Here is a 21,055-nt window from a genome sequence, read left to right on the forward strand (position 1 = left end):
TACGGGGTACGATGCTTGCCCATAATCGGCACCTCCTTCTCCAAAGGATAGATGTCCGCTTTTCTGGGTCAACTTCACAACACCTGCTCGCCCGCGCGGTCTCCGTTTCGGACCGCATCAACATAGTGGTCAAAACGCGACTCTCCATAGGTCACCGTTCGCTCATAGGCTGCGATAGCTTTGCCAAGGTTGGCAAATATGCGATTCACAGCATCGCGCTGCCCGTCGGTCATCCCCGACCAGGCCCGCTGTTCGTCCTGGGTACCCAGTGGGCTCGCATCTGTAGGCAGGCCCTGCAGGTCCGGCATAGCACCAAATAGCGACTCATATTCATGCAGGTAAACGGTCCGTATGACCTGAGCGTACCGGACGCGATTGCCGCCGTGCTCGGCGCCATCCTCCAATGGCCCCAGTGCCTGTGCCCACTGGCTATCCTTTCGACCGTCCCAGAACAGGAACGGGCTGAACGCCGACGCCGCGACTGGCATGGTTCGCCTCTTTCCAAGGCCGAGGCCTTGTCCCACCGGCCGGTCGTCCTGGAACTGGCGGTCTGGTGCATGGCAGCTTGCACACGACACGGCGCCATTGCGGGAGAAGCGGACATCGGCGAAAACCCGCTTGCCAAGGAGAGCGGCTTCGGGCTTGTCTGCCACAGCATTCGACGGGTCCGCGGGCGGCGCTGGTAGTTTGCTTAAGCTCATTGAAGTAATGATGGACCGTTCCTCTTGCGACCAATCAGCATCGGCCGCAGCGCCAGCCGCGGGCGCAAAGCCGGCGAGGGCGACTAGCAGTGCCAAGCCAATACCGCCTGCCGCCAGTGTGCCCGCTAGCCTTCCGCGCAAAATCTTCTGTCGTGTCGAGGGCAATTCAGATTCGCGGAGGGGGTTCATTTCGCTGTCACCGAGGCTGCTCGCTGAATCCCTGAGTCCGCAACGATGACGTTGAACACGGTCTGATCGGAGTCCCCCCCGGCCTGAATTGCCAGACGCATGTCCCACCAGCCGGTCATACTGAACTTCACGCCTTCCAGTGAGTAGACACCTGGCGCTACTTCCCGCGTGATGCGTGGCTTCGTGGGAAAGCCGTGGCCGTGCTGCGGCATGCCGCCATCGAAGCCAATTGTGGCGTGGGACACTGGCTTTCCATCTCGCGTATCCACGTGCACCTGCCACGCATGCAACTGATTGATGGCCGGTCCGTTAGCTGGTGGCTCCATGCGTACCAGGAATTTGCCTTGTGAGCTAGGATGCTGTAGCGAAAGGTCGAGGTCCGTCGGCGGAGTGCCGCAGGCGGAAATGAGAAAAGAGGAGGCGACCGCCGCGATAGCGGTCGGCGTCGAGAGTTTGAACTTCATCGTACGATTCCTGACGGTGACGGTGTGCGAAGCGGCAATTGTCAGCGCCGGTCAAGGGGCTGAGCTTGAACAAAACGGCTGAGTTGAGGGAGCAATCGTGACCGCAGGGCAGACTGAAGCCGACTCGTCGGCCAGCGCGCATGGCACCGGGCGCATCTATTTCTGGCAGGGCGGCAGCCTCTGGATAGGTGACGCCCAAGGCAGGACGCAATGGCACGGGCATCATGCCCAACAGCTCGCCGTCGCGTTACGCGGTAGCTTCCGTTTTCGCACGCAAGCCGGGGAAGGCTGGACGGACTATGACGGCGCGGTCGTGCCCAGTGATTGCAAGCACCAGTTTGAGGTTAGCGGCGGCACTACCGTCGCCCACATCTTTGTAGAACCCGAAACTCTCCAAGGGCGAGCCCTGACCGCCCGGTTTGGTTCAAGCACCGTCGCCGGACTGCCGGCGGATGCCATCCACGCGGCCGCAAGCATACTGTCCGAAGCGCTGAGGGCGAACCATTCTGCCAAGGCGATGGTCGAGGCCGCGATGTCGGTGATTGCCGAGCTGTGCCGGACCGCGCTACCTGAAGAGAAAAACATGGACCCACGCCTCCCCCGGGCTTTAGAGTACATTCGCTCAAATCTCGGAAATAACCTCTCACTCGGCGACGTAGCCGCAAAAGTGGGCTTGTCTGAAAGCCGATTCCGACATCTTTTCGTCGAAGGCACCGGAAGCTCGTTCCGAGCCTACGTGCTCTGGCTGCGTATCAATCTGGCTATTGAGTCGGCCATGTCTGGCTCGTCCTGGACAACCGCCGCGCATCAGGCGGGATTTGCTGACTCTGCACACCTTTCTCGCACGCACAAGCGGATGTTTGGTATTGAGCCAACGGCGCTGCGACTTCGTGTCCAAGAATGACGTCTAATCGAATAGGAGCCACGCTTGCGGCTAGCCATCGTAGTTGGCGGCCGACGTACGTGCTGCGCTCGAAAGCGTCATGCATGCTCGCGTCCTTCTGGAGGCAAAGACTCCGTACGAAGTTGAGGCAGCGACTCGTGGGGACGAGGACGTCGTCGCGCTGATTGCAAAGGTTCGAGTTGCGGCGGTGCAGCGGGCCACTCTGCTCAGCGTGTTACACAGCGAGGCTAACCACTCGCACCGAGCGTAACGCTGAGCTAAAGAAAAAGCCCGCTTGAGAGCAGGCCTTCGCGATTCGAGCGCCGTGTGGTTAGGCTGCTGCGTCCTTGAGCTTCTTCAGAGCGCGCACTTTCAGGCGAACGGTCGCCGGCTTGGCGTCAAACCAGCGCTCTTCACCCGTGAACGGGTCCTTGCCGAAGCGCTTCTTCTTCGCCGGAACCTGTTGGACGCCGATTTTGAGCAGGCCCGACAGCGTGAACTCACCCGCGCCCTTCTTGTGAACGGACCCCAGGATGGTGTCCTCGAGCGCAGCGAGGATGGCCTTTGCTTGCTTCGGCTCGACGCCGGCCTGGGTGGCAACGTGCGTAGCCAGCGACGCCTTCGTGAAGGTATCTTTCAGCGGCTTGAGCGCTGCGCTCGCCGGTGCTGCTTTCTTCGCCGGTGCCGCCTTCTTCACTGCGGTCTTCGTTGCAGCTTTCTTGGCTGCAGGTTTTGCGGTCTTGGTTGCCATGACATCCTCATATCCGGTTTCGAGAATGCTTAAGACGAGGCACCCCGAGGCACGGAATGCTCGGCACATGCGTCGACTTAAGCTGGAGGCAAGCGTAGCAACGGTTTGCGGTCAATGCAAGCAGATCAGCCCATAAAACAAGGCATATTTCAGTTTGAAGCAGGGCCACGGGAGAGTTCGGCGCCAACTCCCGAGTTGAGGGCCCCACGGATGAGCGGGCGATTCAATGTAATCTGCTCGAGGCAAATACACCCATCGGGTGAGGAAAGGACGGAGTTAAAGTTTTGTTGGCGCCTGCAGTATTCGACGCAGCCGCCTGTCCAGGTCGGTGAGCGCGTCCATGTGTCGGGCGACTCCCTGAGCGCGCCGCAATCACGACCAGAGCCGGCAGTACCGCAGAGGTGGTTACTGCCGGTTACAGAATTGACATTTCAACCGCACCTGCTTCCACGCGCCACCGCTAAAATCCGCACCGCTCGGCATTGTCTGGCACCGGCCAGAAGTGGGCAGGGCAGGAGCACACCATGAACCGCGTTATGTTTTTTCTGGCAGTGGGCATTTCCGCTGCGTGCGCATCCAGCGCAGCGCTCGCTCACGCGGACATCGGAGTTTATCTGGGTGTGCCAGGACCAGTCTATGTCGCACCCCCTCCTGTCGTGTACGAGGCGCCGCCAGTGATCTACGCACCAGCCCCGGTCTACGGCTACGGTTACCGCTACGAAGGGGGCTACGGCGACGAGCGCCGGTGGCATGACCACGGTCGTCACCGTGGAAGGGAGCATCATCACCATGGCGACGACGACTGATTCACCGAAGCCTGCTCCAGATAGCGTCTGAATGCCCGCGGAAGGGATTCGACGCGCACCCACATTGCCCCTCATCCTGTCAGCGCAACCTCAAGCCCATTCCGAATCCAGCGCCCCTTGATATGGGTTCGGCGCCGTTGATACAGGCAGTCACTTGCCGCCGTGTTTCGCCTTTCATCTCTGCATAGAACCGATTTTGTCGTGCTAGGCGTTGATGAAGTTTTGGCCAACCGCTTCAGCTCGCTGGGGTAGCAGCCGAGGCGCCAAGTATCCCCGACCCCTTACACCTTGGAGTGCACGCACAAGCGACCGCGGTCCAATCACGGCAATAACTTTGTAGGAGAACTCGTGCATCTGAGGCGACATCTAGCATTGCTGCTGCCACTGGCAGCTTTAGGCTCATCTGGAGCATGGGCGAGCGATATTCACTGTGCAACCACCCGACAACCGGCTGAGCGGGTCATATGCGACCACGCCATCCTGAACAACGAATACGACGATATCTTCGCGCAGCAGCAGGCTCTGCTGAGAAGTGGGAAGCTCTCGCCCGGACAACTCGCTCAGTGGAGGCAATCGCGGAACGCCTGCGCCGACGTCCACTGCATCGACACCGTATTCGCGCGGTGGAAGGCGATGGCCAAGTCTGTCGAAACCAATTCTCGCACTACAGTGGCTCCGGCTATAGCTTCCGTGACCGCTATGGCTCCCGTAGGACCCACTTCCGACGTAATTCCCGAACCAAGTCCACAGGCATCTCCGACCTCGGAGGCATCCCTCGTGCAGCGAGGGAGTGCCGCTGGCATCGCGCTGCCGCAGCCTGTCGCGAGTCATGCCTCTACGCCAGCGGTCGCTTCTGCTGCTTCGAGCGTGAGAAACCCGCGCGGCGCGACCGGCATGAGTGTCGGCTTGGTGGCGGTCGTGCTTGTCGCGATTGGATGCACCTTACTCTTCTATCGCCGAAGGAGGAGCGGTGGAAGCACCGGGGAACCACCAAGGAGTGTTCGCGGAAAGAACAAGCCCTGAGCGGACAGTGCTGTTGACGGCTTAAACAGCCGTGAATGGGGACGACTGGCGTCAATCATGGAGTCAAGCCGCGAGTTCAGTGGCACGACTACGTGCAGCCCTTTTCCGCCGCTGGTCTTCAGCCACGCCTTAAGCCCCAGTTCCGAGAGCAGCGTTCGGACGAAGGCACCCCGCTATGGCCGCGGCGCCGCCCGTTCTTCTCGTTCTGTCGCACATACCGGCATGAGAGCGTGCTGGGCACTAGACGAAAGTGCGGGTAGGCACGTTGTATGCGGCGGTCGATTATGCGGCGGGTGCCGAACCCGTTTTCCCGTACCCGGTCAGGACGTGTCGATATTGATGGCGACCGCGTGGCGTTTCGAGCGCCTCTTCTCCTTCCTCAGGAGACGCGTAACTCCAGCCGTGATGCAGTAAAGCGGCGTGCCTGTCTGTCCATTCAAAACAGGACTACTATCGATTTGGAGTTGCCTTATGAAGGTCATTTTGGCCGCCTGGCGAGCGCTCTGCCTGGTCGGCAACGTGTCTATGTACGTGGCGGCTTTTTTCCTGTGGTCTGCGATTGCCGCAGGCGCTGGCTGGATGCTCGTGCATCTGCCGGATGTCTGGTATGTAGTCGAGAACGAGTCGAGCACGAGCTTCGCTGTTGCCGCCATCATGTCCTACGCCATAGGTTTCGGTGTGCTCTTTCTCGGGTTTGCCTGCGGCGTCCTGCAAATGCTTGCGGACGCCTATAAGGAAATCCTGCTCTTCGCGCGCAAACGGCGCTCGCGACGTGCAGTATCGGCAATACAGCGGCGTCAGCCGCTTTTTATTCGGAAGGTCAGGCTCGGGCCGTCTTGCGCGACATCGCAAGCTCGCGGAACGCGGGAAAGTATTCCCCCGCCGGCCACAGCAGGCGTGCCGGAACGACAACGAACCGCACAGGCAGAAGCAGCCAGTGCGTCTGCTCGGAAAGATAGTCCGCCTACATGAGCCGGTGCAGCGACGAAAACCAATGCGGGACGATAGCATCGACCCAGCGCGCGTACGAACAAGGCTACGGTGCCGGCTGTCACGAATGCGGGACGCGCGTATGAGTAAGCACATCGCTGATATGGCAGTGCCTCAGGCATCTTGAACTGGCGTCGGATGCCGCCAGTGCAGGCGGTTCATGCTGTTCGGCCAGGAGTATGACGCGCCTTCGACGGTTATCGACACTGCACGGGGTAACGCCGGGTGCGACATCTTCCAGTCGGAGCGGGACGACTATTCGATTCGGGTGAAACGTCCCGCGTAGGCCGGACAATGAACTTCTCACAAGGCCCCGCATTTGAAGGGCTGTTTCGTCCCAACATCAGCATTATGACGGAGTCAGCCCGGACTTTCGGAGGCACTGGGTACTCGAAACTAGCTCATGCGGCCCCGCTAGCTACGGAATTGACAGCGAGCGTGAAGGGGCTGGCCGAGCACTGCGCTGCATGAAACGGAAATTGCAAATAGCTGAACAAGTCCGAGAGGCGACCAAGCCGTCGCATAGTGAGCCCGCCATCGGCCTTCGAAGGGTCTCGAAGGCCGACTTGTATCGGGGGTCGGTGGGATACCTCGTCGAACCCTACGCGTGGTCACTTCACGTGAAGGAGGACTGGCCCCTCCAATACCTCAGGTGCGCCCGCACCCGCGCTTCCGGCGTTTTTCGCAACAAAGTCCCTCGCTTTTTGAACGCTTTCGTCAACACCTGCCTTGTCTTGGCAGACGGTCACCGAGAGGCCACCCTCGCTAGTGCGCGCGAGCGTGTATCCGACAAAACCCTTTACTGAGCGCATCAGTTCCTCAATATCCGCCGTGCGCTGTTCCAGCACGTCGAACAATTCCTTGGCTCCTTTTCCGGAATATCTCCTTACAACGGTATGCATGGCTTGCCTCCTGTTGGTGAACCATAGGAACGACCATGGCTGGCGCGCCCATCCAGCTGCGGCAGCTGGCAAGGGGGGCCAAAATCTGGTCCGCATCGCCGCTTTGGCCCGCGTGGGGCCGTCGCGACTGCTATGAAGTGTAGTCTGTGTCCAGCCCTTGCAACGGCCAAGATGAGGAAGCGTTGCACCCGCGTTCTCGCTTGCCAAACATGAAGGCGTGGGTGTATCGAAGCTCGTCGTTGTCGAGCTTCGTGCAGCATCACGCGCTCGGAGTAGTATGGTCACGTACGCCAAACCACCGGGAGGGGAGACGATGACTACCTGTCAGCAATGTGGTGGCCAAGGAAAAATCACGTGCGAAAAATGTGGGGGGACGGGGAAGTTGCAGATAACCGAAGTCGAGACTGTTTCAGACGTGTCTCGCACGTCCACCACCATCACGTGCCCGAAATGTGACGGAGAGCGGTGGCAGCTCTGCGGGCGGTGTTACGGCTCCGGAGACGTCCATGATAACGAGACCTCTGACGTTTTCAACCCCGAAGGCAGAGATACTTGACTTCCTCGGAGAGCATCCGGAAGATTCAATTCGCAATTGCAGTTGCGATAGAAGTGTTGATGTGCGCGCCGCATGGCCCAGCGTTCTGGTAGCGGGTAAAGCGCCTTTACATCAAGCAATCGACCCGTCTACTGCACGCCGAACAAGGAGCAACCGCTTGATGGTGTTGGCCAGCCGAAGGCCAGACCGCGCAGGACACTCGGCCAACTGGCGCATTAGTTTGGGTCACTGCGACTCCCAACTGGCTCGGCGCCAAGCATGCGCAGCAATACTTTCCCGTCTACGGTCAGCGCCAGCGCCGCATCACCGTCTTCCGACACGATGACCTGGACCATCCCCGCTTCCTGTAGCGCAATGACATCCGGCGTTTCAACGTCCGTCAAAACCGACGCGTTGCGCAGGCGAAAGAGCGTCGCGAGTTCGTGCGCGCTCAGCGTCACGGGGTGCCTTCTATGAGCACGATGCGCCGAAGAGCTGCCGTCATAGTCGTTTGCTTCCATGACCGTGTCATCCCTGAAAGTTGTGTTTTGGAGTACCAGCCCATGTGGCGGCCGATGGTCTGAATAACGATTGTGGCCAATCCAGCCGTCGATAGGAGAAACCATGCGGTTTCCCGCGTAACTTGATGCAAGTGCTGAGGCGATACGCGTTGGACACATCCACGAATCAGATTCTGCTTCGTTGCAGCCAACAGCACTGTTAGCGAGCGCACAAGCCGTTCTGCGCGCGGAACGCTTAAAGAACCCTGAACCTCAACCGGACGGCCACACCAGCAAAGAACTCGTGGTCCGCATCGAAAGAGACAACTGCGCCTTGATACTGGTCGGCGTAATGCGACCACATAGAATCGAACGGGAGACTTTGAGAGACAGGCGGAATGAACAAGCATTCGTCCCTGCCGGGGCAGGCTGGCGACCGGACGCCTCTCACTCTCGAGCGCCAGGAACCTTCGCCTTCCAAAATCACCGCTTATGGCAAGCCATTGCTCGTCGCCCTACGCTTAATCAGAAACTGCTCGAGCTTGCCTGCGTCCACGGGCTTGGACATATGTGCGTCGAAGCCCGCCTCCAAGGCTGCCAACCTGTCATCGGCATATCCGGTAATCGCCACAAAGGTCGTTGTTTTAAGGCGCTCAAGTTTGCGGAATGCCCGGACCAGTTCATACCCATCCACGTCTGGAAGTCCGATGTCACTCAATACGACGTCGGGCACCCAGTTATCCACGATAGCCAATGCCTCGGCGGCACAATAGGCGACCCGTGTCGCATGGCCAGACAGTTCGAAGTACAGCGCAATCGCGTCTGCCGTATCATGGTTGTCATCGATGATGAGTACGGACATCGGCGTTGCCGCCGTCAATACATCATCGCTACCACGGATAACTGGAGCAGTCACCGGCGCAGCCCGGCGTAACGTCAGCGTGAACTCGCTGCCGCGACCCAGTCCATCGCTACTGGCAACCAGCGTGCCTCCGTGGAGTTCGGCCAGCTTGCGCGCGAGCGTCAGTCCCAGACCCATTCCGCCGGGCGAACGCGCTAGCGAGCGCTCTGTCTGTCTGAACAGCTCGAAAACTTCGTCCAGGTCCGCAGCGGCAATTCCAACGCCAGTATCCTGCACCCGAAGGGCGACCTCCGTCTCGCCTGCCTGGACGCTCACATCAATACAACCGCCAGGGGGCGTGTAGGTCGCCGCGTTCTTCAACAGATGGGCGATTATCAGCGGGCATTGGGTGATATCGGCATCCACGTAGAGCGCCTCGTCCACGTCTATGCTCAGGCTATGGATGCCCTTTGCCACGGATGCTTCGCTGAGCTCGACTGCACGGTCCACGAGGTCACGCAAGCGCACCGGTTCCAGTGTTAGCGCTACGACACCTCGAGACACGAGGGACGCCGACAGCAGGTTGTCGACGATTTGGCTCATGTAGTGGACATGCCGACGCAGGATTTGCTGGGCCCAGGTGCGTTGGGCATCCTTCGTCTCAGGCCGGGCGAGGACTTCGACGGCTGTGTGGATAGGCGCGAGCGGCGCGCGTAGTTCATGCGCCAGCATCGCCAGAAACTCGTCCCGGTTGCGAGCAGCCGTCTCCAGACGACTTTGCGCTTCCGATAGGCGTTTGGAAGCCTGCTGTCCTTCGAGATAGATAATTGCGCAATTGGCGAGCGTCCTCAGCGCGCGCTTCTCATCAGCGGTGACACTATGCGGCTCATGGTCGATAGCGCACAGCGTACCGAGGGCTACGCCGTCTGACGTTTTCAATACCGCCCCGGCGTAGAAGACTACCTTGGATTTCCCGACGACTTGCGGGTGGTCGCGGAACCTCTCATCTTCAGTAGCGTCCGGAATGACGAGCATGTCACCCGTCAACATGGCGTGGGCGCACAGCGACTTCTTCCTGCTCATGCTCACGGGGCGAGGCTGCATCCCCCAGGCCGATTTGCACCACTGTCGGGTTTCGTCAATGAAGTTAATCAACGCTATCGGCGTATGCAACGACATTGCCGCCAGGCGCGTTATCTCATCAAACGACGACCCTGTTGGTGTGTCAAGGAATCCGAAGCTATGTAGCCGGCGCAAACGCTCCCGCTCGTTAGCGGGATAGATGGCCCCCATATCGACTCAACCTTCGTTCGGGTTTGGTCCCTATGAAATAGGCGCAAAGAACATACCTGGCTGCCGGGTGATTTATCGTCTACGCCTGAACAGGCCGGTCGGCCGTCGTGACTGATGTCCGGAATTTTATCGTTTTGGCTGGCGCGAGCGAGGTTCGAGCGCCAACCTTCGAGCTTCGTCTGCCTCAGGCGAGCTTTCCGATAATTCGCCCTTATTCCACATCCAGAGTGGCAGAACCGTAACAACAGCACGGTCGCCGATGTCCTGCGCGACGACAAAACAGCGGCCGTCCGCTTTGCTGTAGATGAGGCAGCAGCGCCGGTTGGGCAGAGCCTCCCCAAGTGACACGTATCGACCTGCGTCGACCATTTCTCAAATAGATGTTGTTGTCGATAGCGTGGACCGTTGACTTACCCGTTCCTTTGCGTGAGCTGCGACCTACGATTGTCGCGCACTGGACCGTCTCCGGGAGAAGTGAATCGTTGCCTCCTACGCGTTACTGATGCTGAACATTCCATCCGGAACGCGAGCGAGGGTACCAGACTGGACCGTCCTGCCGCCGGCAAAGGGTACTGGGCGCAACAGTATTGCGTGCGTCGCCGCATTCACGCTATGCAGCCAGTCGCTCCAAGGTCATCTCCGGCAACGTCGGAGCAGGAGGAAATACCCTCCAGCAGCCGTCGCCGTGCCGAAAGAAGAATAGTGCAAGCTTCTCTCCGTCGTGCATGGTCTCAACGCACACATAACGCCTTCCACCCGAAAGTGTCCGGCTAAACATGGTGACTTTGGCGGTCTTCAGAGGCTCGAACTCAAACCATTTCTCCACCACAGAACGTAAGGATTGCTCTCTGGTACTGGTCATTTTATCCTCCGGTCCAGTGGGAAGGCACACCCAGATGCATGGCGCTCAGGTACCCGTATTAACGCAACGTGCGTGCCAGTGACGCTTGTCACGCGATGGGCCTCAACAGGCCCTCGCCCCACGTCATTAACGCCAGGTCATCTCTTGGACGAAGCCTGCGACGGCTTGTTGTGGTCAGCGAAATAGGGGCAGATATCGCAGACCCGACACCGGCCTTGCTGATACCAGCTTGCTGTGAGAGAGCGCCGCACACGGGTTGCGCAGTGAGGCGCAGGTCATGAAAGCGCTTGATGCAGCGTCGCACGCAGCGCCGTTGCGGTGGTGGCGATGTCCGTAGGGGCCATGCAAGCCACAGCGATAAAATAGGGGCTCAACCTGTCCACCCAGAGACTCACTACCGTCTGCATGACTTTCGACCTGCGCGCGCGCCATTCACTGCTGTCTAAGCCGCTTGCCACACCGTTGCCACTTGAGGTCCGGGCCGGAGGAACTGTTCTTGAGTGTGAGCGCGGCGGCCGCCGATATGTCGTCTACTGCGGGCACCATGAAAACTCATCTCCCCATGCTTCGGCCCGCTTATTGCGAAAGAAGCTGCGTGATGCGCGCGAGCAGGATGAGGCGAGCTGCGAGGCAGCGCCTCTTTCTGGGCAAAGTCTGTCAGAGCAGCACACTGCCTGGTCCTCTGTAACCGAGGGGGAAGATTGCGGAGACGGCGAGTCCGTCGCCGGTTGCGCGCGGTTCGGGTACCAGCTCGTCGCGTATGCCGGCCGCTCACCGGTGGGCTACTGCACCTTCGTAGTCCGTATTGAGGACGCCGCCACCGGACAGCTTCCATCGATTGAAATCGAGGTGCTTGAAATCTGGGTCATGCCTCAACATCGTGGCGTTGGGGTTGGGGCCGCACTCGCCGAGTCCGTTGCCCAGCTTTCGGTAGCTGGACTCCTTGAACTCGAGTCCCGGCTTTCGCGCCAGCGCAAGGCGACGCTCTTCAGTCTCACTGTTCTAGCGGATATCCACTCGTCATCTGGCGCGCACTTTCTTCATATGACCGTCAACTTCCTTCGCGAGAAGATTGACGAACTTGGCGTCCTGTTCTCGAGCGGGCTTCAGCACGTGCTCTTTGATGATATCGAGCTGGAGCTGCGCTAATTCTGGTGCCCGCTCCTTGCGTGGATTCCGCCTATCTCGTGGTTGGACCGAGCGACGTCCATCAGGGGCTAGCCGCGAGCGCAACGCGCGATGGTCCCCGGCCTTACGCGGGTGGGGACGCCGGCGCCGACCCCTCATGGGCAATGCGGTCGGCAGTCGCCCGCAACCGGTCGGCAGCAGGCGGAAACACGTACCAGCTGCCGTCATCGTGCCTGAAGAAGAACAACGCGCGCACTCCGCGTGATGACGACGTCTCAACGTACACACACCGTCGCCCGCCCAACCGGGTGCGACTAAATCTGGTTACATGACCCGATATCGCCGGAGCCGGTGCTAGCCATTTCTCGACCTGGCTGCGCAGAGACTGCCCGTTCACGCTTTTCATGTTCCGCTCCAGCATGTATAAAGCCGACCGGCGTTGAAAGGAGCGCGGGTCGCGACGAGAGAGAGGCGGAGGGTTCTCGCCTCTTGCATCCTTAACGTCGCGGACGGCCGAGATGTTGACCACGGGTTTGTGTCTTCTGAAACCGAAAATTTCTCGTTGAGCCGCCGGCCGACAGTCGCCGCGGAGGAAGACCGCCGACGGAGCCATGTGCGTCTTACCCCGGGCCAGGCAGAAATAGTCCCGGCGAAGCGGACAGCACACCTCTGCGACCCAGTTCGCCGTGCTGGCGCGTTGCCGTGGCCGTTGCCGTCGCATTACGTCACCGTGCCTTGACGCCCGGGCCGGCGGGCGGGACACTCAACGCGAGTCGTTGTGCGGCCGACGTCTTGCGCGGGGCTGAGTAGCACAGACCTCTGAGCCACTGGGCACGTCGAACGCCGACTGGAACATAGGCCGCAAAAGGGGAAACCCATGGCGTTTGCGCTGACATTTTCACAACTGTTTTCAGACACGATTGGCGAAAGTCATTTTGGGTCGGTAAATCTGCAGCTGGTAACCCGCAACTTCGCGCCGCCCGCTGACCCCTTTGACGTGTCGGATTTCGCGGCAGCGACCCGCTACGGGTTTTTGCGCGCGCCCAGCGGATGGGTCGGCGACCTTCATCCTTCGCCCATGAGCATGTGGGTATTTGTTCTCAGCGGGGAAGTTGAGTTTGAAGCCAGTGACGGTGAACGACGTCGCGTCGCAGCAGGAGGCGCGATACTGCTTGAGGACACGACGGGCAAGGGGCATCAGAGCCGTGTCATCGGCGACGTGCCAGCGGTTCTCGCCGTGGTTCAGGTTTGACGTCGTGGTTTCCTGGTTGAGGTGCAAGCCCCTCCCGTCGCGGTTAAATCATGGTCGAGAAGATGTAAGTCCGAGCCATGAAGCTGAGGACGTCGCCTGTCGCCATAGCCAGGACGACGACCACGGCACGTAGCCATATCGTCGATGAGTTGGGGCAACCAATACACAGCGGCGGGTCATGCAGACCTGTATTTCACGGCGGCGGCGTCAGCAAGCGGCAGTACGCTCTCAGCTGGCTCATCGCCTCCGGCGGAACACACTGGTACGGCGTCTCGACTGATACCCGGGATTTTCCCGTTTTGGCTGGCGGGACCGTGGCGCGAGCGCCAGCCTTCGAGCTTCCTGTGCCTGCGACGAGCTTTCGGACAGGGCGCCGTTGTTCCACATTGAGAGCGGAAGAATGGTAACGACAGCACGGTTTCCGATGTCTAGCACGACGACGAAACAGCGGTCGTCCCCTTTGCTGTAGACCAGGTAAAAGTGCCGGTCGGGCGGGGACTCCCCAAGTGACACGCATCGACCTGCGTCCACCATTTCTCGAACGGACGTAGCCGACAGGGTTGACCGTTGGCTTATCCGTTCTTTTGCGTGAGGGGCGACCCAAGACCGTCGAGGGCTAACCCGTCTCCTGGAAAAATGAATCGTCGCCTCCCGTGTGTTGATGGCGTTCCAGCGCGAGTCTATTCGGCCTTTGAGTTCGCCGCAACGCGGTCACTATGGCGGCCTTTGACCACCCGGCCAGGGGACGCGCGGTGTCACTCGGGAGCGACAACCCGAAAACGGCCTCGGTGTCGGCGTATTTTTCGCCGAAGGTCCACAGGTACGTTGCTTTCGCTCCTTGATTCTCGCCAGCACGCCACCTAATGTGGAAAGTGCCATAACGGCACAGACCTAAGGAGTACATCATGCCATCGCCCAGAAAGGCCTCACCTGCTCACGGGGCAGAAGCCGACGTGTCGAGCAAGAAGAAAGTAGCCTCGCCGGCGAAGGGCGCCGGAAAGGCGCAGGGCGAGAAAAACCCTCAAATGGCCAAGCAGCGCCCCAAGACCAAATCGAAAGCCTGAAACGGAAACGCCCCAGAAACGGGGCGTTTCCGTTTGCTGGCGAAGCCCATCGGCTCGACCTACCTCACAAACTGCCACTGCCAGCAAAGGCGCCGACGAAGAACGTGGCGGCGACGAAGTCCGCGAGGGAATATCTCGCAGACGAGAGACTGTCACACCAAGCTCCTCAAACTGGCCGGTACGGTAGGGAGCATCATTGCACACGAGGCGCGATGGTATTGCCAGTCGCTGCGCCTGGGACGCTGATGCCGACGACGTCGGCTCATTGGCGTGCCGCTGTGCCAGGCGGGCGCAATCCCCCATCGGCAGACGCCTGACGACAAGAAAGGCGACCAGCATCGCCATCGTTCCGAATATCGCGCTGCCCGCTGCCTGGCCCACCAATACACCGATGGAGCCATGTCGGATGCCGACCGCTACAAACGGCGCCTCGAAGCAGCTGGCTGGTAATGGCCAGCGCCGCATTCCGATGAACGGTGCCATGGTACGTGCGAGACGGCTTCAGCGGTCGGCGATTAACGATTTGCTTCGGACCGACCCGACCCATCTGACAAGCTGGAAGCAGCAGTATCGCCAAGTTTCCATTCTCGGGTGTTGATGCATCGGGCAGTTCAACTATTTCATCCGGCATGGTCTCCAGGGGCATGTCGGTTTTTTGTATCGACGTCTCAGTCAGCTTGACCTCCACTCACGTTTCGCTTGACCGTCTGGCACGAGTCGGTCAGGAGAGGGAGAGTCCCGGTCGAAAGCCTGCGATAAACCCACGGAACAGTTCCGCAGGAGCCCGATGGCGCACTGCGTCGCCGTCTGAACGGCCGACACGCGGCTCTCCTGATATCGATGTCAACGGGCAGCGAGCATGCCGATGATGACGCCGCCAAGCACCGCAAACGCGATTGATTTCCAGGGACTCTCATGCACGAAGTCGTCGGTTGACTCGGACACGGTCCGGTAGCCACTCGTCAGTGCGTCCTGAGCGCTGGCGAAGGCGCCTTTTACGACTTTCAGCGTTGGCGTCGTTGTGTCGGTTTCGGTATTCATGGCTGACCCTCCTTTACTCGGGCTAGTGACTGAGGAACTTCCGGCCGGTGATTGCACCGCAGGACCGCCTGTCGACGACAACCCACCGACCGAGTTACCGGATGGCGGCTTATTCAACGCGGATTCCATGGTGTCCGCGACGGTGCTCCTCGGAAGTGAGTTCGAATCCGCAACTGTCTCATCCTTCTGGTTTGTTGTGTCCATTTCCGCCTCCCTGTACCAACATTGTGAGCCACCGGGCAGCCCGCGCGTTGGCGGGAAGTGCTCCCGTACGGTATGTAATTTGAGCGTCCGGCCCTGCTGGTTGCCGCCCTTCGTGTCCTCGTGCCACTGGGTGGATGCCTGAGCCCTTCACTATTCCGCCAGAACGTCTCGCCTGGTGGACGGCGATTCTTTTACTTAGCCGAATCCTCATCGGCTTCTTCGCCGTCCTCAGATTCAATCCGTGTGGCTCCGCTCGTCGCCGGAGGGTCGCTGGCGGGGAAAGTGTCATCGACGGCCCTGTCGATGTCGTCCTCGGACTTCTCAATGATTGGGTTCTGTTCCTTCGGCTTGGTGGCCATGTGCGTCTCCGGTGGTGTCAGGTGTGATTCGATAATAGCAATGCGTATTCCGGGACCCGGCCGAATCAGCACATGGGGCGTTCTCTGCGGTCGCGCCTGGCGGGCCGTACAGTGTCCCGAGAGCGCCACCCAGCGTAAGAGAGGTAGGTTCGCGTCACGCTCGCGCAGGCTGATGCCGGCATTGCACGGCTTCAGCGCGGCATCGACGAGCATCAGGAAAAGGACACGACGGGCAAAGGGCATCAGAGTCGTGTCATCGGCGACGCGCCAGCGCTTCTCGCTGTGGTTCAGGTCTGACGTCGTGGCTCCTTTGGCCGGGCACAAGCCCACCCACGCCGATATGGCTTCGATGCCCTGTCTCGGCATACTCGACCTTTCAACTGACGGTGTTCGTCACCGACCGCATCCCACGGCCGTTAGACGTCTGTGGGACCGATTGGAATGTCTGCGATTTCCATGTCGGGCTCCGGATTCGCGGAAAACGGAGTGCTCATCCAGCAGCAGGATGAAAGGCGCCCTGCATCATCTGTACAGGCTGCCGGCGAGGGGAGCCGATTTCCGGGCGCCTCGCGATTCTTGGCCGCGAGGTTATTTCAGGCTGATTGTTCGCCCTGGTAGGGCGAACTGCTGTGGCCGTAGCCGGCAACACCGCCTCCAAACGAGTTCAGACTGAGCAAGTGCCGTGGTCTCCCGTTGCACTACCGCTCCCGCTCCCGGTGCGGCCGCGGCGAGTGCCCCCAGTGCCGCCGCACGTGCCTCCGCCGCTTGTGCCGCCACCACCAGTGCTGCTGCCACCACAAGCTGCCGCCGCTACCGCTCGCGGTGCCGCCTACACCGTGACCGCCCTCACCACCGTGACCACCGTGGCCGCCGTAGTCTCAAATGCCGTCGTCGACGCGACCGAGGCCGCCGCCAGCACGGCGCTACGAGCAGCGCCAACATCCTGCTACGCTTGTTCAAACGTCATTTTTTATAGAGGCAGCGATGGCCGACCGGCTGACCGTCCAGGAGTTCTTCGTAGCACTGCGCGAGCAGAAAATCAGCCCGCTGGTTGACACGCCAGCGGTGCGTGCGAGCCTCGACGCACGTGTGCATGCGTTGTGCGCCAGCTATCCCATCCAGGGGCGCTGGCCAGTGCTCGACCTGGAGAGTGCTTACCAGCAGACGCTCAACGAACTGCCGAACGTCCTGGACCTGGTCCGCGAAGGCTATACAGGAACCGTCAACCTGCGAGGATATGACAGCACCTACACAATGGACGAATGGTTCGGCGATTTCGCGGAACAGTGGGAACTATGCGACGCACCTCATATCCGGGCGGGCATGCTGGAGCTGCTTCCGCCAGCCCCGACCTGGCCGTCACCCAAGCTGTGGGAGGCCTACAAGAACGCGACCCGCGCGCCTCGCGGTTCATGGCTGCGCCGGCTGATAGAGTGGCGGTGATACAGCTACTTCGGTTTGGTGCAGACCGACTCGAGGTCGGAGACCGGTTGCTCACGAAGCGCGTGTCGCAGTGCACTATGGTTCGCATGGTTCGCATGGTCGAAGGTCTATTTGAGCCGTTACGCGCATGCGGCGCGAGGCGACGCGCACCGAGAGGTCGCGTCGCCTCATATGCATTCACCGCTTTGTTGCAGTCCGGGCCTGGTCAGCGGCCTGTTTGGTCACCCCGTTTGAAGCGGAAGCTGCAGCTGCGACGTTATTCTCGGCAATTTCCTGCGCCTGTTCGGCGGCTCTCTTACTGGCTTCAATCGTCGCGTTAGTCGCCTCGTTCGCGGCCGTGACAACGGATTGCAATGCATTCACGGCAGCCTCGGTTCCCGCCGGTGCATTTTTCGCCACCGTCTCGACAAAGACTTGCGCGTCGTGTTGTCGCTGCTTGAATTGGGACTCAACGCTCGCGGCCAGTTCTGCCTGGGCGCTGGACATGATGTTGTACACATGCCGCCAGTACGACTGTACTTCTTCCATGGCGGCTTGCGCCCGCTTGCTCTGCAACGCGAATAGCTCCTGCGTGTCGCTGGTTGACAACGCCACGCGCGCGATTGCCTGATTTTCGGCAAGCGTCGATTGGGTCGCCCGCAAGTTCAGTTCCGTCAGCTTCTCGATGCAGCTAAATGCCTTGGTCCACATGTCGGACAGAGTTTCGAAACTGGCTCTTTGCGAAGCAACCGCTTGGTCGCCGGAAAGACTACTCATTACAACCTCCATCTGTAAAGGGGGCGGTCGTCGTCCATGGAGCCGTTCGAGGCAACCGCGAACAACGCTCCCGGGGGCAGGAATTGGTTGCATAGCAATGCCCGCTCCCGGACTAAGCAGCTGCATCCTCGCCGTCGTCGACAATCCGCATGCGACAGAGGTGATGGAGAATTTGGAACCCAATGCAAGCTTTACATCTGCTGCAAATGGAGCAATTTTCGATAATGCGGTCATTCTCGGTGGCATCGAGAATGCAAACGGACCCCGGAGCATCGGCGAGAATCGGGCACGCAAAATTGCAATTTCACGAAGATATGAAATTGCTAGTATTCACAAATAGGTGGAGCGCGGGCGATGAATCTGGGAGACGAATTGCGAGACCTCGGGCGCGCTGGCGATTACATCGCCGGGAGGAAGCCCCGCAGTATCCTTGTAATTAACGCGTTCAAACATGACAAGTACCGCAACGCTATGCGTCAGGCTGTCGTGGGAGAGACTGCGAAGCCGCTGCAACCTGTTCTGCTGTGCTTGAACCAGTTCGATGCCGCGACGGATACGCGCATGGCAAAGCCGGATCGCTTTTCCAGGTCTCGCGTCAGCGCGCGAGGGGGAGTATTGGCTGCGCGCACGCCATTTTTCACTGAGCCGTCAGCTAGCTCTTCAAGCAATCCCAGCTCTTGAGCCGAACGTTCGTATTTAAGTGACTGTTGAACGAGTTCGTGGTTATACTTAAGTACTAGTCCGTAAAGCTCGCCGGACAGGCTAGGCCATTTAATCATTTAATAATACATATTACAAAAGAAGAATTCTTGGCAGCGCCGCGAATTTCTCGTAATAGGAAATATTGAATGAATGTGCTTGTCGTTGACGACAATGAGTCTGTTGCAGACAGTCTCGCTTTCTTGCTGGACTGCTATGGCCACCACGCTGTCGTGGCCTACGATGGCCAAACGGCGCTCACGCTGCTTCGTGCCGGCGCTTTTGAAATCACATTCCTTGACGAGAACTTGCCCGACATCAGGGGCAGTGCTGTCGCACGGTCGCTCAGGGAAACGCCGATTCGCTCCCGGGCTTTTCTCGTCTCGATGACGGGCGACGCTGACAGCCAGGGAGACCTTGCCCGGCTATTCGACGTCTGTCTGCAGAAGCCGTTCTCCTGCGAGGCACTCATGCAGGTCATCGAGGACGCCCGCTGCCGCAGCAATGCGGTTACTCTCCAGGCCGCCTAGGCATGCAGCGCATCGTCATGGCGTGCGATGGCCTGGTTGTGGATTTGCACCGATGGCCGCGTGCGCCGGTCCGCCATTAGACACCACTCGGGCGGTTCCTGAAAAAGCATCAACGGCAACGCTCGTATCGAGGTAACTGCGAGCGCTACAACTGTCGAAAAAGCGCTCATGATATCGGCGTTTGATGTCTGCATGTGCACCGTCGTTGCCGACGGGGGAGGCGGCGCTTTCTAACAGCCTTGGTGGTTGCGCCGGCTTCAGTGTCACCCCAATCGCCGCCTCCACAACCGGTTGAGAACAGCGCGACCGCGACGGCGACCAGCGGCGCGCTGGTTGCATTCAAGACATGGGCAACTGAACGTTCGCTTCGTGCGCGCTATGTTCGAACCCTTAAGATAACTACCTTGGAGGCAGTACTTGCGGCAGCGCCGTGGGCGGCGCTGCATGCACCGCCTGCCACGAATTAGCCCATGAAAGGGAGTTTATTTCCGGCACTGCGATAGGTCGGGTCTGATTCAAGTCCTGGACTCTAGGGTCCCGACGGTAATCATCAGCGTTGTGTCCTTGATAATGTCCACCGGGATTCCGAAGACACTCGCCGGGATATGGAACCTGCCGCCATAGTGAATCGTATGGGGGCCAGGGGAGAGCGGTTTCAGCATAAAGAAATATCCGTCACCGACCGCCGTGCCATTTCCTCCTGTTCCGTTCGGGCTAAAGACCCAGGGAGTAGGAGCGGTAAACTTGAACTGATCGGTCGTTGTCCGATACGCTGTCACGTCCTTGAGCGGAACGCCGTCTATGCTCACGAACAAGTCCTGGATGTAATCAGCAAACTGCCGTGCAACCGCTAGCTGGCCTTCCGGCGTGGTTTGATTAAACGGCGTGGCGGGGTCGTCCAGTGACGACGCTTCATCATCGAGCGTCGATAGAAAGATAGAGGTGCCTGCGGGAATAACCGTCGCTGACTGGTCACAGGTTTCATTCGGGATGTCGGGCGCGGACCACTTAAGAGACGCAAGTAGGTCTTTCATAGCGACCTCCAACATACGAAAGCGTGTTTTTTAGCGAGAACCGGCGTTCCGCGTGACGGCGTTCGAAGAGAGGGGAGACAATGGTCAACGCGATGCCGGAAGGTAGTGGCGCAATATGTTGGCCGGAGTTGTTGAGATACTTTTATTTTGGCGACTTGATGAGTGACCGTGGGCTTCGCACGCTATGCCACCTCCATCTCAGGGCGGACCATGAAAGTGGGCGAGCGCAATTGTCCTCTGCACATGGTTATCGACAGAGACAAGCGCACGCGTGCGCCCGAGATGGCGCGCAAAAGCGTTACTGAGGAAATAGAGAGAAAGTATGCGGGAAGCAGGTGTCCATACGCGCCGATTTCTTGATTCACTACACCGCCCCGAACACCAGCAAGCTCACGATGAGGCGAGGAGTATCGTTCAATATATGCGTAAAGCCTAGGGCATCGTTTTGTTGATTGCAACCCAAGCATATAAATTTCGCGACGGCATATGGATGAACTCGGCACGGAATAAGGATGCCGAATGTGCTATCCGTCGCCACCGTTAGTCGCGTGGTTTATAAAAGTGCTTGTTGCAAAGCGCACAGCTAAAGCGGCGAATAACATTCAGTGTTATTCGCTGGCCCCAACCTTTCCCGAATATCTGGTCACTTGTTGAAGCCGTCTGCTAGTTGTGGCCATGGTTCGACTGCATGAAGCGAAACAGTGACTGACGTTGTTTCAAAAAAACGGGTCTTTAGACGAGGTGACGAGTCGTACTCCTTATGAAACTGATGAAAATAGAATTGACCCGGGTCGAGGTCGAGCAG

At 59.4% G+C, this 21,055-nt stretch carries 19 protein-coding genes and 1 pseudogene; 8 read left to right on the top strand and 12 right to left on the bottom strand.

Annotated features, from left to right (window positions below):
- Positions 1–74: 74 nt before the first annotated feature.
- The gene (locus J8I87_RS36430) at positions 75–797 is read right to left on the bottom strand and encodes a cytochrome-c peroxidase (RefSeq protein ID WP_245254411.1); all 723 of its coding nucleotides are present in this window, start codon (positions 795–797) and stop codon (positions 75–77) included.
- An 89-nt stretch (positions 798–886) separates the two neighbouring features.
- Positions 887–1,354, bottom strand: a complete 468-nt coding sequence (locus tag J8I87_RS36435) for a FixH family protein (protein ID WP_209937180.1) — start codon at positions 1,352–1,354, stop codon at positions 887–889.
- A gap of 97 nt (positions 1,355–1,451) precedes the next feature.
- On the opposite strand from J8I87_RS36435, the gene J8I87_RS46105 reads away from it, so the two are divergent.
- The gene (locus J8I87_RS46105) at positions 1,452–2,258 is read left to right on the top strand and encodes a helix-turn-helix domain-containing protein (RefSeq protein ID WP_209937182.1); all 807 of its coding nucleotides are present in this window, start codon (positions 1,452–1,454) and stop codon (positions 2,256–2,258) included.
- Positions 2,259–2,568: 310 nt separating this feature from the next.
- Here the strand turns inward: J8I87_RS46105 and J8I87_RS36445 are convergent, their stop codons facing one another.
- Positions 2,569–2,988: an HU family DNA-binding protein gene (locus tag J8I87_RS36445; RefSeq protein ID WP_209937183.1), complete on the bottom strand. Its 420-nt coding sequence runs from the start codon at positions 2,986–2,988 to the stop codon at positions 2,569–2,571.
- Between the two features lie 524 nt (positions 2,989–3,512).
- Between J8I87_RS36445 and J8I87_RS36450 the strand changes: the two genes are divergently transcribed.
- Positions 3,513–3,794, top strand: coding sequence for a hypothetical protein (locus J8I87_RS36450; protein ID WP_209937184.1), 282 nt, complete (start codon positions 3,513–3,515; stop codon positions 3,792–3,794).
- A 1,085-nt stretch (positions 3,795–4,879) separates the two neighbouring features.
- On the opposite strand, the pseudogene J8I87_RS46475 reads toward J8I87_RS36450, so the two are convergent.
- Positions 4,880–4,978: pseudogene (locus J8I87_RS46475) on the bottom strand (hypothetical protein); the annotation flags it as partial.
- 310 nt (positions 4,979–5,288) lie between these two features.
- Between J8I87_RS46475 and J8I87_RS36455 the strand changes: the two are divergent.
- Positions 5,289–5,789: a hypothetical protein gene (locus J8I87_RS36455; protein ID WP_209937185.1), complete on the top strand. Its 501-nt coding sequence runs from the start codon at positions 5,289–5,291 to the stop codon at positions 5,787–5,789.
- 629 nt (positions 5,790–6,418) lie between these two features.
- Here J8I87_RS36455 and J8I87_RS36460 read toward each other — a convergent pair.
- The 3 genes from J8I87_RS36460 to J8I87_RS36470 all read right to left on the bottom strand — a co-directional run bounded on the left by J8I87_RS36460 (position 6,419) and on the right by J8I87_RS36470 (position 9,842).
- Complete coding sequence (locus tag J8I87_RS36460) at positions 6,419–6,709, bottom strand: hypothetical protein (protein WP_209937186.1); 291 nt, start codon at positions 6,707–6,709, stop codon at positions 6,419–6,421.
- Between the two features lie 771 nt (positions 6,710–7,480).
- Positions 7,481–7,870 (bottom strand): hypothetical protein, encoded by a 390-nt coding sequence (locus tag J8I87_RS36465; protein WP_209937187.1) that lies wholly within the window; start codon positions 7,868–7,870, stop codon positions 7,481–7,483.
- Between the two features lie 364 nt (positions 7,871–8,234).
- The gene (locus J8I87_RS36470) at positions 8,235–9,842 is read right to left on the bottom strand and encodes an ATP-binding protein (RefSeq protein WP_209937189.1); all 1,608 of its coding nucleotides are present in this window, start codon (positions 9,840–9,842) and stop codon (positions 8,235–8,237) included.
- Positions 9,843–11,145: 1,303 nt separating this feature from the next.
- Between J8I87_RS36470 and J8I87_RS36475 the strand changes: the two genes are divergently transcribed.
- Positions 11,146–11,889 carry a GNAT family N-acetyltransferase gene (locus tag J8I87_RS36475; protein ID WP_209937190.1) on the top strand — a complete coding sequence of 248 codons (744 nt, stop codon included), beginning with the start codon at positions 11,146–11,148 and terminating at the stop codon, positions 11,887–11,889.
- Positions 11,890–11,992: 103 nt separating this feature from the next.
- Here J8I87_RS36475 and J8I87_RS45220 read toward each other — a convergent pair whose 3' ends face one another.
- The gene (locus tag J8I87_RS45220; RefSeq protein ID WP_245254413.1) at positions 11,993–12,274 is read right to left on the bottom strand and encodes a hypothetical protein; all 282 of its coding nucleotides are present in this window, start codon (positions 12,272–12,274) and stop codon (positions 11,993–11,995) included.
- A 471-nt stretch (positions 12,275–12,745) separates the two neighbouring features.
- Between J8I87_RS45220 and J8I87_RS36480 the strand changes: the two genes are divergently transcribed.
- Positions 12,746–13,120: a cupin domain-containing protein gene (locus J8I87_RS36480; RefSeq protein WP_209937191.1), complete on the top strand. Its 375-nt coding sequence runs from the start codon at positions 12,746–12,748 to the stop codon at positions 13,118–13,120.
- Positions 13,121–14,025: 905 nt separating this feature from the next.
- On the top strand, positions 14,026–14,184 hold the full coding sequence (locus tag J8I87_RS36485; protein WP_209937192.1) for a hypothetical protein: 159 nt from the start codon (positions 14,026–14,028) through the stop codon (positions 14,182–14,184).
- 843 nt (positions 14,185–15,027) lie between these two features.
- On the opposite strand, the gene J8I87_RS36490 is transcribed toward J8I87_RS36485, so the two are convergent.
- Together J8I87_RS36490 and J8I87_RS36495 are read right to left on the bottom strand one after the other, a co-directional pair.
- Positions 15,028–15,225 carry a YqjD family protein gene (locus tag J8I87_RS36490; RefSeq protein ID WP_209937193.1) on the bottom strand — a complete coding sequence of 66 codons (198 nt, stop codon included), beginning with the start codon at positions 15,223–15,225 and terminating at the stop codon, positions 15,028–15,030.
- Between the two features lie 395 nt (positions 15,226–15,620).
- Positions 15,621–16,154, bottom strand: coding sequence for a hypothetical protein (locus tag J8I87_RS36495; RefSeq protein WP_209937221.1), 534 nt, complete (start codon positions 16,152–16,154; stop codon positions 15,621–15,623).
- A 618-nt stretch (positions 16,155–16,772) separates the two neighbouring features.
- Here J8I87_RS36495 and J8I87_RS36500 point away from each other — a divergent pair.
- Positions 16,773–17,231 carry a hypothetical protein gene (locus tag J8I87_RS36500; RefSeq protein ID WP_209937195.1) on the top strand — a complete coding sequence of 153 codons (459 nt, stop codon included), beginning with the start codon at positions 16,773–16,775 and terminating at the stop codon, positions 17,229–17,231.
- A gap of 177 nt (positions 17,232–17,408) precedes the next feature.
- Here the strand turns inward: J8I87_RS36500 and phaP are convergent, their stop codons facing one another.
- On the bottom strand, positions 17,409–17,987 hold the full coding sequence (gene phaP / locus J8I87_RS36505; protein ID WP_209937196.1) for a TIGR01841 family phasin: 579 nt from the start codon (positions 17,985–17,987) through the stop codon (positions 17,409–17,411).
- 848 nt (positions 17,988–18,835) lie between these two features.
- Between phaP and J8I87_RS36510 the strand changes: the two genes are divergently transcribed.
- Positions 18,836–19,216, top strand: a complete 381-nt coding sequence (locus tag J8I87_RS36510) for a response regulator (protein ID WP_209937197.1) — start codon at positions 18,836–18,838, stop codon at positions 19,214–19,216.
- A gap of 515 nt (positions 19,217–19,731) precedes the next feature.
- Here the strand turns inward: J8I87_RS36510 and J8I87_RS36515 are convergent.
- Positions 19,732–20,250, bottom strand: coding sequence for a hypothetical protein (locus tag J8I87_RS36515; RefSeq protein WP_209937198.1), 519 nt, complete (start codon positions 20,248–20,250; stop codon positions 19,732–19,734).
- Positions 20,251–21,055 lie beyond the last annotated feature (805 nt).

The organism is Paraburkholderia sp. LEh10 (assembly GCF_017814945.1).
Lineage (GTDB): Bacteria > Pseudomonadota > Gammaproteobacteria > Burkholderiales > Burkholderiaceae > Paraburkholderia.

Bases quoted from the DNA above. Each gene is read 5' to 3' on its own strand.
- phaP (WP_209937196.1), bottom strand. From the start codon at position 17,987: ATGAGTAGTCTTTCCGGCGACCAAGCGGTTGCTTCGCAAAGAGCCAGT.
- J8I87_RS36465 (WP_209937187.1), bottom strand. From the start codon at position 7,870: ATGGTTTCTCCTATCGACGGCTGGATTGGCCACAATCGTTATTCAGAC.
- J8I87_RS36495 (WP_209937221.1), bottom strand. From the start codon at position 16,154: ATGCCGAGACAGGGCATCGAAGCCATATCGGCGTGGGTGGGCTTGTGC.
- J8I87_RS36510 (WP_209937197.1), top strand. From the start codon at position 18,836: ATGAATGTGCTTGTCGTTGACGACAATGAGTCTGTTGCAGACAGTCTC.
- J8I87_RS36515 (WP_209937198.1), bottom strand. From the start codon at position 20,250: ATGAAAGACCTACTTGCGTCTCTTAAGTGGTCCGCGCCCGACATCCCG.
- J8I87_RS36460 (WP_209937186.1), bottom strand. From the start codon at position 6,709: ATGCATACCGTTGTAAGGAGATATTCCGGAAAAGGAGCCAAGGAATTG.
- J8I87_RS36500 (WP_209937195.1), top strand. From the start codon at position 16,773: ATGGCCGACCGGCTGACCGTCCAGGAGTTCTTCGTAGCACTGCGCGAG.
- J8I87_RS45220 (WP_245254413.1), bottom strand. From the start codon at position 12,274: ATGAAAAGCGTGAACGGGCAGTCTCTGCGCAGCCAGGTCGAGAAATGG.
- J8I87_RS36435 (WP_209937180.1), bottom strand. From the start codon at position 1,354: ATGAAGTTCAAACTCTCGACGCCGACCGCTATCGCGGCGGTCGCCTCC.
- J8I87_RS36455 (WP_209937185.1), top strand. From the start codon at position 5,289: ATGAAGGTCATTTTGGCCGCCTGGCGAGCGCTCTGCCTGGTCGGCAAC.
- J8I87_RS36480 (WP_209937191.1), top strand. From the start codon at position 12,746: ATGGCGTTTGCGCTGACATTTTCACAACTGTTTTCAGACACGATTGGC.
- J8I87_RS36475 (WP_209937190.1), top strand. From the start codon at position 11,146: ATGACTTTCGACCTGCGCGCGCGCCATTCACTGCTGTCTAAGCCGCTT.
- J8I87_RS36485 (WP_209937192.1), top strand. From the start codon at position 14,026: ATGCCATCGCCCAGAAAGGCCTCACCTGCTCACGGGGCAGAAGCCGAC.
- J8I87_RS36490 (WP_209937193.1), bottom strand. From the start codon at position 15,225: ATGAATACCGAAACCGACACAACGACGCCAACGCTGAAAGTCGTAAAA.
- J8I87_RS36450 (WP_209937184.1), top strand. From the start codon at position 3,513: ATGAACCGCGTTATGTTTTTTCTGGCAGTGGGCATTTCCGCTGCGTGC.
- J8I87_RS36445 (WP_209937183.1), bottom strand. From the start codon at position 2,988: ATGGCAACCAAGACCGCAAAACCTGCAGCCAAGAAAGCTGCAACGAAG.